The 15,297-nt window shown below is 70.2% G+C and carries 14 protein-coding genes; 8 read left to right on the forward strand and 6 right to left on the reverse strand.

Annotated elements, in window-relative coordinates; all coding sequences use genetic code 11:
- Window positions 1–161: 161 nt before the first annotated feature.
- Entirely contained in the window at window positions 162–1,085 is a 924-nt protein-coding gene (locus ACIBTM_RS27810) for a hypothetical protein (RefSeq protein WP_395880089.1), read from the forward strand.
- Between the two features lie 46 nt (window positions 1,086–1,131).
- Here ACIBTM_RS27810 and ACIBTM_RS27815 read toward each other — a convergent pair whose 3' ends face one another.
- Complete coding sequence (locus ACIBTM_RS27815) at window positions 1,132–1,974, reverse strand: helix-turn-helix domain-containing protein (protein ID WP_395880090.1); 843 nt, start codon at window positions 1,972–1,974, stop codon at window positions 1,132–1,134.
- A 23-nt stretch (window positions 1,975–1,997) separates the two neighbouring features.
- Entirely contained in the window at window positions 1,998–2,822 is an 825-nt protein-coding gene (locus ACIBTM_RS27820; RefSeq protein WP_395880091.1) for an alpha/beta fold hydrolase, read from the reverse strand.
- A 170-nt stretch (window positions 2,823–2,992) separates the two neighbouring features.
- Here ACIBTM_RS27820 and ACIBTM_RS27825 point away from each other — a divergent pair, with 170 nt between their 5' ends.
- Both ACIBTM_RS27825 and ACIBTM_RS27830 read left to right on the forward strand, forming a co-directional pair.
- Window positions 2,993–3,796, forward strand: a complete 804-nt coding sequence (locus ACIBTM_RS27825) for an SDR family oxidoreductase (RefSeq protein ID WP_395880092.1) — start codon at window positions 2,993–2,995, stop codon at window positions 3,794–3,796.
- Between the two features lie 57 nt (window positions 3,797–3,853).
- On the forward strand, window positions 3,854–4,732 hold the full coding sequence (locus tag ACIBTM_RS27830; protein ID WP_395880094.1) for a helix-turn-helix transcriptional regulator: 879 nt from the start codon (window positions 3,854–3,856) through the stop codon (window positions 4,730–4,732).
- Here the strand turns inward: ACIBTM_RS27830 and ACIBTM_RS27835 are convergent.
- Window positions 4,721–5,701 (reverse strand): RICIN domain-containing protein, encoded by a 981-nt coding sequence (locus ACIBTM_RS27835; protein ID WP_395880095.1) that lies wholly within the window; start codon window positions 5,699–5,701, stop codon window positions 4,721–4,723. The two genes, ACIBTM_RS27830 and ACIBTM_RS27835, sit on opposite strands and share 12 nt — an antisense overlap.
- Before the next feature lie 141 nt (window positions 5,702–5,842).
- Here ACIBTM_RS27835 and ACIBTM_RS27840 point away from each other — a divergent pair, with 141 nt between their 5' ends.
- Together ACIBTM_RS27840 and ACIBTM_RS27845 are read left to right on the forward strand one after the other, a co-directional pair.
- Complete coding sequence (locus tag ACIBTM_RS27840) at window positions 5,843–6,835, forward strand: hypothetical protein (protein WP_395880096.1); 993 nt, start codon at window positions 5,843–5,845, stop codon at window positions 6,833–6,835.
- Window positions 6,832–8,535, forward strand: coding sequence for a hypothetical protein (locus tag ACIBTM_RS27845; protein WP_395880097.1), 1,704 nt, complete (start codon window positions 6,832–6,834; stop codon window positions 8,533–8,535). The genes ACIBTM_RS27840 and ACIBTM_RS27845 overlap by 4 nt, the downstream gene beginning before the upstream one ends.
- 219 nt (window positions 8,536–8,754) lie before the next feature.
- Here ACIBTM_RS27845 and ACIBTM_RS27850 read toward each other — a convergent pair whose 3' ends face one another.
- On the reverse strand, window positions 8,755–9,609 hold the full coding sequence (locus ACIBTM_RS27850; protein WP_395880098.1) for an NAD(P)H-binding protein: 855 nt from the start codon (window positions 9,607–9,609) through the stop codon (window positions 8,755–8,757).
- Between the two features lie 86 nt (window positions 9,610–9,695).
- Window positions 9,696–10,910 (reverse strand): SGNH/GDSL hydrolase family protein, encoded by a 1,215-nt coding sequence (locus ACIBTM_RS27855; protein ID WP_395880100.1) that lies wholly within the window; start codon window positions 10,908–10,910, stop codon window positions 9,696–9,698.
- Between the two features lie 127 nt (window positions 10,911–11,037).
- Here ACIBTM_RS27855 and ACIBTM_RS27860 point away from each other — a divergent pair, with 127 nt between their 5' ends.
- Window positions 11,038–12,522, forward strand: a complete 1,485-nt coding sequence (locus tag ACIBTM_RS27860) for an ATP-binding protein (RefSeq protein ID WP_395880101.1) — start codon at window positions 11,038–11,040, stop codon at window positions 12,520–12,522.
- Complete coding sequence (locus ACIBTM_RS27865) at window positions 12,428–13,942, forward strand: LuxR C-terminal-related transcriptional regulator (RefSeq protein ID WP_395880102.1); 1,515 nt, start codon at window positions 12,428–12,430, stop codon at window positions 13,940–13,942. The genes ACIBTM_RS27860 and ACIBTM_RS27865 overlap by 95 nt, the downstream gene beginning before the upstream one ends.
- A 19-nt stretch (window positions 13,943–13,961) precedes the next feature.
- On the opposite strand, the gene ACIBTM_RS27870 is transcribed toward ACIBTM_RS27865, so the two are convergent.
- A complete protein-coding gene (locus ACIBTM_RS27870; RefSeq protein ID WP_395880103.1) occupies window positions 13,962–14,423 on the reverse strand; it encodes a MarR family winged helix-turn-helix transcriptional regulator in 462 nt (153 codons plus the stop codon).
- A gap of 178 nt (window positions 14,424–14,601) precedes the next feature.
- On the opposite strand from ACIBTM_RS27870, the gene ACIBTM_RS27875 reads away from it, so the two are divergent.
- Window positions 14,602–15,246 (forward strand): nitroreductase family protein, encoded by a 645-nt coding sequence (locus ACIBTM_RS27875; protein ID WP_395880104.1) that lies wholly within the window; start codon window positions 14,602–14,604, stop codon window positions 15,244–15,246.
- Window positions 15,247–15,297: the final 51 nt, after the last annotated feature.

Genomic DNA, 15,297 nt, shown 5'->3' on the forward strand with positions numbered 1-15,297 from the left:
CGATGTTCTGATCGCCGAGTGCGTCCGCTCCGTGGTGGTGGCCGTAGGGGAATTCGCCGACGGCTTCGACGGATCGGGCGCCCGGCCAGGACGGGATGTCTGCCTCTTGGCGCGCTCGGAAGGGCCTCGGCTTTCGCAGGAGGAACACCGACGCTTGGGTGATGATCACTCGTCTGCTCGTCCCACTGGCGCTGGCGGCCGCGTTCTGTGTGCCGCTCGCCGCAACGGCCGACGCCGCGCCACAGCCGTCGTCGGCTCCCGTCGCAGGTGAAGGTGGCACCCGGCAGCTGCGGCCTGGTCAAGAAACCTTCAGTACCAAGGAAATCGCGCCGAGGTCGGCGGTTCAGGCACAATTCCGCAAGGGCACCTACTACTACGGGCCGATCACCATCGAGCCCAACACCTGGCATGAGACGTGGGTATTCTGCCCCGCGGGCATGCGAGCCACCGGCGGCGGTGAGTCGAACACCTCCGCCAACGTCGTCACTCTGCGCGGCACCTTCGCGCTCGATGGCGGCGCCGGCTGGAAGGTCAACGTCGCCAACCTCACCGGCACGACCAGCACTTTCAAGGTGTGGACGGTCTGCTACAGCGACTTGGGCAACTATCTCCACATCACCGACAAGCGGGGTGTCGACCCCGGCCGCGACGTGCTCCCTCAGCCGAAGTGCCCGCCGGGGCTGGGCCTCTACGGCGGTGGCGGATCATCGGACATCGAACGTGCAAAGGTCTTCACCAGCCAATCGCTCGGCTTCGTCGGCGACATCCGGTGGTGGTTCGGAGTGGCCAATCTGGACGGTATCGCGCGAACTGTGAACGGGCAGGCCGTCTGCGGCACAGGGATGCGCAACCAGGCACGCGCGTCGAGCGGCCGCGTCTCGGTCGCTCCCGGCCAGATCGCCTCGGGGGCCGCATACTGTCCCACCGGCACTTGGGTGGTCAGCGGCGGAGCGAACCAGGTAACCGGCTCGAGTCTGATGCGGATTACCGACAGCTATCCCGAAGGCGAAGGCTGGCGCGTGGTCTATGCCAACGAAGGTCCGGACGAGGCCGGGGCTTTCGTCGCAGTCGACTGCGGCAACTGAGTTTGAGGGGCCGCCGGCAAAAGCGCCGTCGAGGCGCAGGTCTTCCCTATGCTCGCGGAGCCGGCCACGCGATGTCGTCGATCGCGAGCCACGGTGCGGCGGCCACGGCGGCGGGCGGGGCTCCGGTGATCGCCTTGACCTCGCGGTGGAGGTGGGACTGGTCGACGTAGCCGCTGTCGGCGGCAACGCCGGCGGGGGCGTGCCCGGCCGCGAGCAGGTGGGCGGCGTGGTCGAAGCGCACCAGCCGGGCGGCGCGTTTGGGTGTGGTGCCGAGCTGGGACCCGAAGCGGGACCAGAGGCGCTTGCGGCTCCAGCCGACCTCGTCGGCCAGGCCCTCGACCCGTATCCGCCCTCGGCTGGCGCGCATCCGCCGCCAGATGTGGGCGACCTCCGGATCGACCGGTCGGTGGGAGTCCAGCCGTCGGCTGAGGATTTTCATCGCGATCGTGAACCGCTCGTCCCACGTCGCGGCGGCGCGCAACCTGTCCTCGACGCGCCCGGCGTCGCGGCCCCAGACATCCTCCAGCGATACCACCGTCCCGCTGAACTCGGTCGACGCGCCGAGCACCTTGGCCGCCACCGGCGGCGACAGCCGGATCTGGAGACACTCGATCGCCGGGCCCGCGCCACCGGCCCGAAGCTCGCCGGGGAAGAGCCCGATCACGACAGTGCCGCGCTCGCGCCGGCCATGGGTGTCGTAGACGAGGCCTGTTCCCTCGGACAGGTCGACGAGCAGGCTGACGGCTGGGTGCGCGACCATGGCGATGTCGGCGGCACCGGGGATGCGTTGCCGGAACCCGGCCATGCTGATCCCCGGCAGCCGAGCCGACCGGTGCGGAACGGCGATGTCCACCCCCGCCCAGTCGAGTGGTACCCCGGTTGACGGCATGCGACCAGATTAGGCTTCTGAGATCACGAGATGTCGTGAAGGCGGACCTTGGCCGCGAAGTCCAGCAGCAGCTTGCTGGTCTCCTCCGGTGCTTCGAGTACGGGTAGGTGCCCGACGCCGGGCAGCAGCTCGACCCGCGCGGTCGGCACCGCGTCGTACTGGTGCGCCGACGCCGGATCCCAGCGGGGGTCGGCGGCGCCGAAGATCACCAGCGTCGGGGTGTCGAGGGCGGTGAGACGCTCGGGCATGCTTCGTTCGGCGAGGTACGCGGTGTTTCGGCTCAGCACTGCTCTCATCGTGCGGTATGTGATGCCCCGTAGGTCGGCGATCAAGTCGTCCGGAATGTCCACCGGGCGAGCGGCTGTCGCCCTGATCCCGCCGCGGATCATCGTGTTCGAACGCCTTGCCCAGAGCAGCGGGCCGAGCGGCGGGGCCAGCAGGACCCGAAGGATGACCGGCTGCCGAAGCAGCGCACCGGGACTCGGGCCGGTGCTGATCAGCGCGAGCGAACCCACCAGGTCGGGGCGCTGTTCGGCAAGCGCCGTGACGACGTAGCCGCCACTGGAATGCCCGGCCGCGGCGACCTGCCCGAGGCCGAGGTCATCGAGTACCGCCGCCAAGCGATCCGCCTGCGCGGGCACGTCGTACGACGCCGCGGGCGGAGACTGGCCGCAGCCCGGAAGGTCGACCCGAATGACGTGATGGTGCGCGGCGAGCGTCGGGATCATCGGGCCCCAGCAGGCGCCCGAAGCTCCCGAGCCGTGGACGAGCAACAGCGGTGGCGCCTGCCGCGGGCCCTCATGGACCACGTACATCCCATGCGACTGCTTGACGTCGTACTCACTCATACCCGGGACGATGCCTGGGCCGCCGACCTTCGGTCTTGGACAAATGTTCCCCTGCAGCGCGGGACGGTGGCCCTCGCAGTACCTGTATCACCAGGGTCTCCCAGATCTTCCGGACGCTTGCCAACCTGATTCAGCGGCGCGTTCTTCCACGACAGAAAGTACGGAGATCCATGACGGACAACCGATTCACCACTCATGCGGAACTCTTCGATCTGAGTGGGAAGTACGCCCTGGTCACCGGCGGTACCAGTGGAATCGGGATGATGATCGCGCGTGGCCTTCTGCAGGCGGGCGCTCGCGTCGTTGTCAGCTCACGCAAGGCGGATACGTGCGCGGAGGCACAGCATCTGCTGTCCGAATTCGGCGACGTTCAAGCGTTCCCCGCCGACCTGTCCAGGCACGACGAATGTCAGCGCCTCGCTGATCTTGTCACGGCCGACTCGGGACGGCTGGACATCCTCGTCAACAACGCGGGAGCGATGTGGCGCGAACCGCTGGAGACGTTCCCGGACGAGGCATGGGACGAAGTGCTCGACCTCAACCTCAAGTCGCCGTTCTGGCTGGTGCAGGCACTGCTCCCCGCACTTCGCAAGGCGGGCGCCGCCGATGATCCCGCGCGGATCATCAACATCGGCAGTATCGCGGCCATCCACGTCGCCGAGTCGCCCAACTACTCCTACGCCGGCAGCAAGGCGGCACTCCATCAACTGACCAGGGTGCTGGCCAGGGAACTGGGCGGACAGCACGTCACGGTGAACGCGGTAGCCCCAGGACCGTTCCCGTCGCGGATGATGGCGTCCACTCTCGAGGCCGTCGGTGACAAGATCGCGGCGAAGGCCCCACTGCGCCGGCTCGGCCGCGACGATGACATGGCGGGTATCGCGGTGTTCCTCGCCGGCCGGGCCGGCTCTTACCTCACGGGCACCATCATCCCGGTCGACGGCGGCATCGCCACGACCGCATCAGGTACCTAGGCTTCGGGGTACTGGCAGAACCTCCCTTCGCCTGCGGACAGGGCCTACGGTGAAGGGGTGGCCATGATCGATCTGCGCACTGAAATCAAGGAATTCCTGAGCTCGCGTCGTGCGCGGATCACGCCCGAGCGGGCCGGGCTGTCCGCCTATGGCGGCAACCGCCGGGTCAAAGGTCTGCGTCGCGAAGAGGTGGCTCTGCTGGCAGGGGTATCGGTCGATTACTACGTGCGTATGGAGCGCGGCAGCCTCGCCGGCGCCTCCGACGGGGTACTCGACGCGTTGGTCGCCGCCTTGCAGCTCGACGAGGCCGAGCGTGAGCACCTATTCCACCTCGCGCGGCAGTCCAGGGCGCCCAGTGGCCGACGTCGCCGTCGACCCGCCGTGACGGTGCGTCCCGCGCTTCAGCAGGTGCTCGACGCCATCACCGACGCGCCGGCGTGGATTTGCAACGGTCGTTATGACGTCCTGGCCGTGAATCACCTTGCCCGCGCGCTGTATTCACCGGTGCTGGCCGACACGCGACGGCCGGCGAACACCGCGCGCTTCGTGTATCTGTTTCCCGAAGCGGCAAGAACTTTCTTTGCCGACTATGACCGAATCGCCCGTGACGTGGCCGCGAAGCTACGCATGGAAGCCGGCCGCGATCCGCACGACGACGAGCTGATCGCCTTGGTCGGTGAGTTGGCGACGAACAGTGAACTGTTCCGGCAGCGGTGGGCATCTCAGGACGTTCGGCTGCACCGGTCCGGACGCAAGCGTTTTCACCATCCGGTAGTGGGCCGGCTCGACCTGGACGTCGAGTCGATGGAGCTGCCTGCCGAACCCGGCCTGCTCCTCACCGTCTACACCGCGCCCGCCGGCACGGCGACCGCGGACGGTCTGGCCCTGTTGGCGTCGTGGGCGAAGCCGGCGCCGGCTACTGCGCTAGACCAGTGAATCGACCATGAACACCTGGTTCGATCCGCCGTCACACGGGTCCTGGATGAGCTGGACCCCGACCTCGGTGCTCGCCTTGTAGACACCGACGCACCATTTCGTGCCGCCGGCGGACTTCAGCAGATAGCCCTTCGCGGGCGCGGTCACCGGCTCGAAGACGAACCGCTGATCGGGACGTCCCGGCTCGCAGTTGTCGCCGGCCAGCAGAACCCCGGTGGTCGTGCCGCCGTAGTCGACGGTCACGCAACCCTCGCCGTGTTCGGGGTGGTGCAACAGAAGGCGGTAGCCGCCATCGACCGCTTCGACCGTGATCGGCGGCGACGCCTTCGCGCAGTCCTGCTGGCCGAGCACGATCCGCTCCTCCTGCACGAACTTCTCCGGCCCCTCACCGACACAAAGCCCGGTGTGCGCGACCCGCACCCGCGCCCGTCCCGTCGGCGGCCCGGCGGCACTCGCGTTCGCGGCGCCGGGAACAGTGGGCGCCACAGCCGAAGGCGAAGACGCTGACGACGGCGGGTTCGGCGCCGCCCGATCCTCCGAGAACGGGTTGAACATGATCAACCCGCCCGCGATCAACACCACGACGGCGGCCACGGCGATCGCGGGCCACAGCAACCGGCCCCTGCGGCGGGCTTGCGCCGGCGTGTCTTCGACGGGCGTCGGCGTCTCGTCGGTGATCGGTGTCTGCTCCGTCGCAGCCAAGTCGGCACGTGCGGCCAGCCAGCGTTCGACCGTGGCGTCGTCACCGCCGCAGGCCCGGACGAACGCCGCCAGCAGATCGGCCCTCGGCAGGGTGTCCCGTGCCAGCGCCCCGCTGATCGTCGAACTCGGCAGTGACGTGCCCGCCTTCGCGGCGCGGCGTTCGATCACCCGGTAGCTCGAATCGGTACGAGCACGCAGAGTGCGCATCGCCGCGACGAACTGCGCGGCATCGACGGCTTCGCGCGGGTCCGGCCAGTCTTCGGCCATGTACGGCACCTCCCCAGTGAGCAGGCCGCCGATTCTAGGGGTGTCCGGGACCGTCCGGAAGCGTCCGGAAACCTTGTCCGAGCTGGGGACAGACGGCTTCATTCGGCAGCGTCCGCACAATCACGAGGAAGGACGATGCCGATGCCACGACGACAATTCCGCCCCGTGCGCCGACGCCGGCGCAACCCGGGACCGCTGGCCTGGGCGGGGTTCGCCGGCGGGGTCACCATGGGCGCGATCGCCGCAGCCCTGATCACCGGCGGCGACGAGCAGCCGCCACCGCCGACGACCCAGCTCGCCTCCGGCGAACTTCCCGAAGCGCTCAAGAACCTCGTCGCCGAGTACCTCGCCGAAGAGGGCTACCGACCCGCCGAAGACGCGGGTGTCGAACCGGTCCCGCCGCCCGGCTCGCCGCAACCGGCTCCGGCCGACGTCCCCGTTCCGGCTCCCGCTCCGGCACGTGTCACGCCGGTGCCGGTCGCGCCTGTCTCGACCCGCGGCGGGTCGAGCCCCTGGCCGATCGAGTTCATCCCGGAGCCTCTTGCCCTGCCGGTTCCGCCTTTGCCGGTGGCGGTTTCGGCGGAACCGCTCGACCTCGGCGCCGTCGCGAACGCCGCGCCAGTCGCGTTACGGGCCGCCGTCGACACGGTCCCGGACGCCGTGGACGCGGACAGCGACCCGGCTCCGGCCGCGCTGCGGATGGACCAGGAGCCGACTCCGGGGACGTCACTCGTGGACGCCGCGCCCGTCGCCTCACGGATCGAGACCGCCGCGGGAGCCCGTGCCACTGAGCCCGAGATCGCCGGTCCTTCGGTCACCGAAGTGAGCGCGGGCGACGCCATCGTCGTGGAGACGGAACCGGAGCCGGCCAAGCCGAAGAAGGAGAAGAAACCGGTCAAGGGTTCCGTTTCCGCCCATGCGGAAGAGAAGAAGGGCCGTCTTGTCGAGGACACCGTCACCGCCGAGGCGAAGGCGGAGAAGCCCCGGAAGCGGCTCATCGAGGCGAGCGTTTCCGACAGCGCCGAACTGAAGAAGGGACGCCTCGTGGAGGACACCGTCACCGCCGAAGCGCATACCGATAAGGAGCCACGAGAGGTCGCCACCCTCGTCGAGGCGGAGAGCGTGGCCCGATGAACCCGCTGATCAAACCCCAACGAGTCATCGGAACGGGCACGCTCGCCGTCACGGGTTTGCTGACCGCCGCCGTGCTGGCGTCCGGGCTGTCGAACACCATCGACTCCGTGGCACAGCCGGGTGTGCAGCAGGCCGCCTTCACCCCGCCCACGGGAACCGCCGACTCCGGTGACGACGGCGAGGACCGTCCCAAGAGTGCCAAGGAGAAGCTGAAGGCCAAGATCCTGGCCAAGATGCTCGACCTCGGCGCTCCGCTGGACCCGGCGGACCCGAAGTACAAGCAGAAGCTGTACCAGCAGGTGCTGGCCAACCGGGTCATCACCAAGGTCGGCGGCGGCAGCGTGAGCATCTCCTGGAGCGACGTCCAGGGCTTGATTTCCGATGCCTTCGAGATCCACCGCCGGTCCAAGCAGACGGTCAAGGGCCTGCAGGACCGGATGTCCAAAGTGGACGATCAGATCGCGGGACTGAGGCAGCAGGCGCGCGACGCGAAGACCAAGGAGGACCGGGACAAGGCCAGCGCGAAGCTGGAGAAGGCGACGAAGAGCCGCAAGGACCTGAACAAGCTCCTGAAGAGCGCCGAGCACCACGCCAAGCCGTTCAACCGAGACGCCTACATCAGGAACCTCGAGCGGGCGATCTGGGGACTCCAGCAGCACGTCAACGGTAAAGCGAGCAAGGAGACGAAGGAGAAGATCAAGACTCGCCTCGAACAGGCCCGCAAGGACCTCAAGACGGCGATCGAGGACCGCGACGGCAAGGGCGACACCGGAGACGAGGGCGGTACCCCGGCCAAACGGAAGGATCCCAAGCAGCCGCCGAAGAACCCGTCGACGACAGAGGCCAAGAAGACGACCCGGACTCCGGTCACTCCGAAGACCGTGGCCAAGCAGCCGACCACGGTTCGCGTGCCGCCGACGAACCACGCCCTGGAGAAGGCGTTCCGGGGAGCGGGTCAGCTGAGGGCGGGACTGGGGCCGCTCCAGGGAGTCGCGCCGCCGTACTCCTACAAGGAGGTCCACGACAATCCCTACCTGCCGACGGCTTACGGGTTCGCCCAGGCCCTGCAGGACGCGCCGACGGAGAAGGACCGGCAGTGGATCAAGGACTCGATCCTGCGGCATGTCCTGCCCGATCCGCACAAGCGCAAGACGTTCCTTGAGGCCTTGCGCAACACCTACCGGCCGCAGATCGTGCCGGACGGCAAAGGCAACTACGTCAAGGCGGTCAACCCGATCCGGACCGAGTGGGAGGAGCATATCGGCAGGGCGTTCCCGGTGAAGGTGCCGACTCCTCGTGAACGTGCCATCGCCAAGCAGGAACGGATCGACCGTGAGGACACGGCGCGTGGCGGCCCTGTCAAGAAACCGCTCACCCCGAGGGAATCGGCGATCCGCAAACAAGAGCAGATCGATCGCGCGGACAACGCGCGCGGCGGCCCGATCAGGAAGCCGGTCTACTCGCGCAAGGACGCCATCCGCAAGCAGGAGCAGATCGATCGCGCCGATATCCAGCGCGGGGTGAACAAAGTCCCGGAAACCAAGAAGACCAAGAAGACCCGCGTGCCCACCTCGCGCGAACAGGCTGTCCGCAAACAGGAACAGATCGACCGCGCCGACGTCCAGCGCGGCGTCAACAAGACACCCGCTCCGAAGAAGCCGACCGGGAAGGGGGGAAAGAACATCCCGTCGGCCGTCTGAGGACGCGGGGACATGGGTGGCGGTGCCGTGCAGCGGGCGGCACCGTCACCCGCTGCACGGCTCAGCCGAGTTCCCGCGGATCCCGAGGACACGCCCTGGGGGCGGGTTCGCGGGCTTCCCGCCTGTCGAGCGTGTCGCGAAAGCCACTTTCGGGACATCAGGCGTCGCGAAAGTGGCTTTCGCGACACGGGCGACCACGACAAGACACGAACTGACGACTCAGGACACTGGTCCGAGGAAGTCGCCGCGGTAGTCCGTGGCCCACTGGGCATAGGTGCGGCCCGGCCGTCCGGTGATCCTTTCGATGGTGTCGGTGATCGGCGCCGGGCGGTCGAGGTGACGGGCCCAGTCGTCGAGCAGGACGTCGGCGGGCGCGTGCGGGCCCATGGCCGTTCGGGCTTGCTCCACGGTCAGTTCCTCGTACCGGAGCGGCCGGTCGAGCGCTTCGGCCAGGAGCGCGATCTGCTCCGCGTGGGTCAGGGATTGCGGGCCGGTGACCGGGTAGGTCCGGCCGGCGTGGGCGTTGTCGGTGAGGGCCGCTACGGCGATGGCCGCGAAGTCGGCGGGGTGGATCGGTGCGCCGGCGGCCTGGGCGTACGGGCCTCGGACGACGTCGCCCGCCCGTACCTGCCCCGGCACGTCGAACGCCCACTGGATGGGGTTGGCGGCGGACAGTTCCAGGCGCAGCATCGTCCACTCCAGACCGGAGTCGCGGAGCTGCTGCTCGATGTCGTGATGGAAGGCGGCGACGGGGTGGGGCTGCTCGGCCGCGGTGTCGTCCACCGAGCCCGAGGACTGGAAGACGACGCGCCGCACGCCTGCTTCCTTCGCGGCGGCCAGGAACGCCGGTGCGAAACCGGGTACGACGGCCAGCAGGAACACCGTTGACACGCCGCGCATCGCGATCGCCAGGGACTCGGGATCGGCCAGGTCGCCGGCGACGACGTCGGTGGTGGCCGGGAGGCCGGTGTTCTCCGGGTCGCGGGTCAGTGCGCGTACCGGGTGGCCGGCGGCGGTGAGCTGGCCGACGATCTCACGGCCGACGGGGGCGGTGGCTGCGGTGACGAGGATCATGAGGGTTCTCCTTATGAGTGAACGGGATCGGTGGGGGGGGCGGGGACGCGACCCGTGGGCGGGTCGCGTCCCCGGCGGAATTCGGGTCAGAGGTTGGAGAGGTCGATGGCGTCGGCCATCGCCTGCAAGCCGGCGTCGTTGGGGTGCAGCCGGTCGCCGGCGTCGAACTCGGCGCGCAGCGCGGCCGGGTCGGCGGGGTCGGCCAGGACGGCGGCGAAGTCCACCACCGCGTCGTACTCGCCGCCCGTGCGGATCCAGTGGTTGACCTCGCCGCGGATCTGTTCGCCGCGCGGGCTGTCCAGCATCGAGCCCTTCATCGGGGTGACGGTGCCGCCGATGATCCTGACGCCGCGGTCGCGGGCGGCCCGGATCAGCTTCCGGTGCGCCTGGATCAGCTCGGCGCTGGTGACCTCCGGGTCGAAGCCGATGTCGTTGAGCGCCTGGGTGACGACGACGCTGCGCACGCCCGGCTGGTCGAGGACGTCGCGGCGGAACCGCGACAGCGCGCTGTCACCGCAGCAGTCGGAATCATCGAGCACCCGGTTGCCCGCGATGCCCGCGTTGAGCACCGCCAGCGGCGCACGGGACGCGACCAGCCGTTCGGCCAACTGGTCGGGATAGCGGTTGTCGGCGTTCTTGGTGGCGCTGACGCCGTCGGTGATCGAGTCGCCGAACGTGACGACCGCGGACCGGGCCGGGCCGCCTGCGATGTCCACACCGGACAGGTAGTACCAGGAGTGGCTCTCGGCGGTGTACGCCCTTCCGGTGGCGTCGAACCGGTGGTCGCCCTTCGTGCGGTACGTCGTCGCGGTCGCCGCCTCGTGGAAGGTCGCCGGTCCGGTGGGCGCGGCGAAGTACAGCGTGACCGTCAACCGGTCCAGCGCGGACGTGGGCAGCAGCGTCGCGTCGCTGACCGCCTCCGAGCCGACCGGGACCACTGTGGACTGCGAGCGGTCGAACCGCAGCGGACGGACTGTGCTCGGCTGGATCGACGCGCCGTCGCCCGCCCTGGCGACGGTGGCGCCCGCCAGGCGCAGCGGCGACGTTCCGTAGCGGTTGGACAACCGGATGCGCAGCTGCGTGCCACCCCGGCTGATCCGTACGACCTGGCGGACCGACTCGCCGGCGAACCCGTCGAGCGACCAGTTCGCGCCCTGCCAGGTCGCGCCCATGGGGCGCTGCATCGAGGTGGTCCAGGTGCCGGTCCACCGGTCGGCGGGGGCCGCGGCGGCGGATGGTGCGATGAGGGCCCCGGCGACGCCGGCGGCTGCGAGGACGAGGCTCAATCCCTTGGTTCCCATGCCGACAAATCTCGTTCAAGCACCCCCTCGGCCACATCAGGAGAACTGTCCTCATCGGCCGGCCGGACTCTTTACGCGCCCGCCGCCACCTCTTTAGGCCACCGCGGGTGGTGGCATCATGGCGCCGGTGAACGTGCATGGGGGCGGGCCGGTCCTCGTCGGACGCGACGCCGAACTGGCCGCGTTGGGCGAGGTCTACGAGGTTGCCGTCGCGGAGGGGGCGGCCGTCGCGATCGTGGCGGGTGAGGCGGGCATCGGGAAGTCCCGGCTGGTCGCCGAGTTCACCGACCGGCTCGGTACCGTCGCCCGGACGGTGCGCGGCGAGTGCCTCGAACTCGGTGCGGACAGCCTCCCGTTCGCGCCGTTCACGGCGGTGGTGCGACGGCTGCGCCGCGAACTCGGCGGCGACTCGATCCGGGACCTGCTGCCCGCCGGCGGGCTGAGCCTGGCGCGCTGGTTGCCCGAACTGGGCGAGCCTCCGGCCGACCAGGACCCGGCGCAGGGCCGGTCGAGGCTGTTCGACGAGGTGCTGACGCTGCTGGAAGGCGCCGCGGCACGGCACGCGCTGGTGGTCGTGCTCGAAGACCTGCACTGGGCCGATTCCGGCAGCCGAGACCTGCTCGCCTACCTGGTGCGCAACCTCGAACAGCCGGGACTGCTGCTGGTGGGCACCTACCGGTCGGGCGAGGTCGGCGGAGCGCACCCCCTGCGTCCGCTGGTGCTCGACATCGCCCGCAGGCCCCGGGGCCTGCAGTTCGAGCTGGGCCCGCTGGACCGGGCACAGGTCGGCACGCAGTTGGCCGGACTGCTCGGTCACGAGCCTGACCGCGCGCTGGTGGCACGCGTACACGAACGCAGCGACGGCAACCCGCTGTTCGTGGAGGCGCTGGCCGCCGAACCGGCGAACGTCACCCCGTCCTCGCTGCGGGACCTGCTCGCCGCGGCGACCGCGCGGCTGCCCGAGACCGGGCGGTCGGTGCTGCGCGCGGCGGCGGTCGTGGGTCACGAGGTCGGGCACGAACTGCTCGCGCTGGCCTGCCAGCTGCCGGACGAGGAGCTGGAACCGGCGCTGCGCGCGCTCGTCGACCAGCGGCTGCTGGTCGTGCGCGAGGACGGGTACGCTTTCCACCACGCGTTGCTCCGTGACGTCGTGTACGACGACCTGCTGCCCGGCGAGCGGCGCAGGCTGCACGTCCGCTGCGCCCAAGCGATCCACGACAATCCGGCGCTGGTACCCGAGGGGCGGGGCGCCGTCGAGCTGGCCGCGCACTGGAACGCCGCGGGCGACCACGCGCGGACCCTGGAAGCGTCCTGGCGGGCGGCGGCCGACGCGGGCCGCGCCTACGCCTACGAACAGCAGCTCCGGCTGCTCGACCGGGTTCTCGACCGCTGGGACACGGTTCCCGAGCCCGCCGCCCGTCTGGGTGTGCCCCTGGCCGTCGTGCTGGACCACGCCGCGAGGGCGTGCGTTCAACACCGGGGACTTCGAGCGGGGCCTCACGCTGGCGAGCCGGGCGTTGGACGAAGCCGACCCCGCGCCCGACCCGCAGCAGACCGCCCGCGTACTGGCCACCCGCGGTCTGCTCAACCGCCGCGCCGGCCGCGACGGTGACGCCGACCTCCGCGCCGCCCTGGCCGCCATGCCCGCCGACGCGCCGCCCGAGCTGCGCGGCCAGACGCTGGCCATGCTCGCGGTCACCGTGGGACTGCGTGACCCCGGCCAGGGCGGGCGTTACGCGGGGGAGGCACTGGACATCGGCCGCGCTCACGGGCTGCCCGTCGTCCAGGCCACCGCGCTGATCGCGTCCGCCAGGGTCGCGGCGGTGACGGGTGACGAGGATCGAGCGCTCGCGCTGTTCCGGGAAGCCGCCACGATCGCGGAGGTCACCTCCGACCATTACAACGCGCTCACCGCCCTGCTCGGCCAGGCGTACCTGCTCATGGGCGCCGGCGACTACGGCTCAGCAGCCGTCGTCGCGGCGAAGGGCCGGGCGACGGCCCATCGGGTGGGACAGGCCCGGTCGCGAGGCGCCGACCTCTCGGGCGTCCTGGCCCAGGCGCTCTGGCTGCTCGGCCGGTGGGCGCAGGCACGAGAGGTCGTCGAAGACGCGTTGGCCGACGAACCGCCTGCCATGACGACCGCGGTGCTGACCACCCTGTTGGGCGAGGTGCTGTTGGCCCAGGGCGACCCGGACGCGGCGGAGGTCGCGGCCGGTTCGCCCGCCGATCCGGCCGGGCGGGGGACACCGGTGTTCGCCGCCGCGTTCCGGTGCCGGCTCGCGGTCGCCCGGCGTGACCTCGAAGCGGCTGACCGGCTCCTGGCCGACGCCCTGGACGACCCGGGTCTGCTCGGCCCTCTCGGCGACCCGTGGACGCTCCTGCGCGCGGGCACCCGGGTACGGCGGGCTCTGCTCGACGCGGCAGGCCGCGACCAGCGGCGGCGCGAACCGGTCGAGCGGCGCACCGAACAGCTCCGGGACTTGGCGATGCGGGTGACCGCCGACCGCCCGGTGCCGTCGGCGCACCTGGCCGCGTTCCACGCCGAGATCGCGCAGAACGATTCGCGGTTGTGGGCCGAGGCGGTGGCGGCTTGGCGTGGCCGGTCCCAGCCCTACGAACTCGCCCAGGCGCTGTTCGGCTTGGCCGAGTCGGCGCTGTCGGCGGGCGACCGCGCCGCCGCGCAGGACCCGCTGCGGGAAGCCGCGTCCCTCGCCGACGACCTCGGCGCCGGGCATCTCCGTCGCGAGATCGACCTGCTCGCGGCCCGAGGCCGCGTCGATCTCGCCTCGCCCGAACCCCCGCCCACACCACCGCCGGCGGATCCGTTCGGCCTGACCGCCCGGGAACTGGACGTGCTGCGTCTGCTGGCCGATGGGCTGACCAACAGCCAGATCGCCGCGTCACTGTTCATCTCCGCCAGCACAGCGGGCGTACACGTCTCCCGGATCCTGGCCAAACTCGGTGCCGGCCGCCGCACGGAAGCCGCCGCCGTCGCCCACCGCGCCGGCCTGCTCCGCCGGCTTGACGATTGAGCTGGGCCGCTGGGGTGGTTCAGTTGGCGGACAGGAGCTTGCCCAGCAGCGCGGTGAGCTGATCACGTTCGGCGGGGGTGAGCGCGGCGAAGGTGCGGTCGAGGAACTCGGGGATCGTCTTCTCCGCCTTGGCGAGCGCTCGCCGACCTGCCGCGGTGATGGTGACCGCGTAGGCACGCCGGTCCTCGGGGTCGCGTTCGCGGCGGACGTGGCCTGCTTTCTCCAGTTCGTCGGCGATACCGACCATGACGCTGCGGTCGATCCGCAGCTCCTCGCTGAGCACCTGCTGTGATCGCGGGCCGACGGCCGCGAGCATCTTCAGGACCAGGTGATGTCCCACGCCGAGACCTTGCTGCTCGGCCGCTGCCTCCGCGGCACGGGCGACCGCCGTCGAAGCGCGGCACAGAGCGATGTCCGGGCGCTCCGCCGCTAGCCGCGGGAAGTACGTCGTCCGCGTGCGTGCACCTGTTCTGGTCGGCATACCCGCAGGTTATCACTATCGTCTGCGCGCTGATCGTTTGACAACAGATCAATCTCGACCGTATGGTCGCAAACCATCTTGCCGAAGATGATTTGTGAGCAGATGGAGTGAGCCGGTGGCGGAGATCGACCCGGCCGTCCGCCGTCACCCGGTCCCTGACCCGAAAAGGAAACCTCCGATGTCGCTGAACCTGTCCGCCGACGAAGTCCTGTCCACGACTCGCGCGGTGCGCAAACGGCTCGACCTGACCAGGCCCGTGCCACGCCGCCTCATCGAGGAATGCGTCGACATCGCCACCCAAGCGCCCACCGGCCGCAACCGCCAACGCTGGCACTTCCTCGTCGTCACCGACATGACCCAGCGCGCGGCCGTGGCCGACGTCTACCGCAGAGCCGTCCACGTCGCCCAGGGCACGCCGCTGACCGCACGCGACCTGCGGCGTATGAACGCTCACGGTTCCTGGCCGCGGATCGCCGACGGATTCCAGTACCTCCACGACCACATCCACCAGGTGCCCGCCATCGTCATCCCCGCCGTCGAGGGCCGCACCGATCGCGCGACCGTGACCGAGCAGGCCGGGACCTGGGGCTCCATCCTGCCCGCGGTGTGGAGCTTCATGCTCGCCGCCCGCGAGCGCGGCCTCGGCACCGTTTGGACCACCGCACAAGCCCCGCTGGAACACGAGCTGGCCGCGGTGCTCGGCGTCCCCCGCGACGAGATCATGCTCGCCGCACTCATCCCGCTCGCCTTCACCATCGGCACCGACTTCCGTCCCGCCAAACGCATCGGTCGCGACCAGGTCCTGCACTGGAACCAGTGGTAACCGAAGGGCCGCTGAACTGCCTCGATCCTGATGAACAGCCCTGCGCGCACA

The sequence above is a fragment of the Amycolatopsis sp. NPDC049868 genome, from assembly GCF_044461365.1.
In the GTDB taxonomy this organism is placed as follows: domain Bacteria; phylum Actinomycetota; class Actinomycetes; order Mycobacteriales; family Pseudonocardiaceae; genus Amycolatopsis.

Bases quoted from the DNA above. Each gene is read 5' to 3' on its own strand.
- ACIBTM_RS27810 (WP_395880089.1), top strand. From the start codon at position 162: ATGATCACTCGTCTGCTCGTCCCACTGGCGCTGGCGGCCGCGTTCTGT.
- ACIBTM_RS27815 (WP_395880090.1), bottom strand. From the start codon at position 1,974: ATGCCGTCAACCGGGGTACCACTCGACTGGGCGGGGGTGGACATCGCC.
- ACIBTM_RS27820 (WP_395880091.1), bottom strand. From the start codon at position 2,822: ATGAGTGAGTACGACGTCAAGCAGTCGCATGGGATGTACGTGGTCCAT.
- ACIBTM_RS27825 (WP_395880092.1), top strand. From the start codon at position 2,993: ATGACGGACAACCGATTCACCACTCATGCGGAACTCTTCGATCTGAGT.
- ACIBTM_RS27835 (WP_395880095.1), bottom strand. From the start codon at position 5,701: ATGGCCGAAGACTGGCCGGACCCGCGCGAAGCCGTCGATGCCGCGCAG.
- ACIBTM_RS27840 (WP_395880096.1), top strand. From the start codon at position 5,843: ATGCCACGACGACAATTCCGCCCCGTGCGCCGACGCCGGCGCAACCCG.
- ACIBTM_RS27845 (WP_395880097.1), top strand. From the start codon at position 6,832: ATGAACCCGCTGATCAAACCCCAACGAGTCATCGGAACGGGCACGCTC.
- ACIBTM_RS27850 (WP_395880098.1), bottom strand. From the start codon at position 9,609: ATGATCCTCGTCACCGCAGCCACCGCCCCCGTCGGCCGTGAGATCGTC.
- ACIBTM_RS27855 (WP_395880100.1), bottom strand. From the start codon at position 10,910: ATGGGAACCAAGGGATTGAGCCTCGTCCTCGCAGCCGCCGGCGTCGCC.
- ACIBTM_RS27870 (WP_395880103.1), bottom strand. From the start codon at position 14,423: ATGCCGACCAGAACAGGTGCACGCACGCGGACGACGTACTTCCCGCGG.
- ACIBTM_RS27875 (WP_395880104.1), top strand. From the start codon at position 14,602: ATGTCGCTGAACCTGTCCGCCGACGAAGTCCTGTCCACGACTCGCGCG.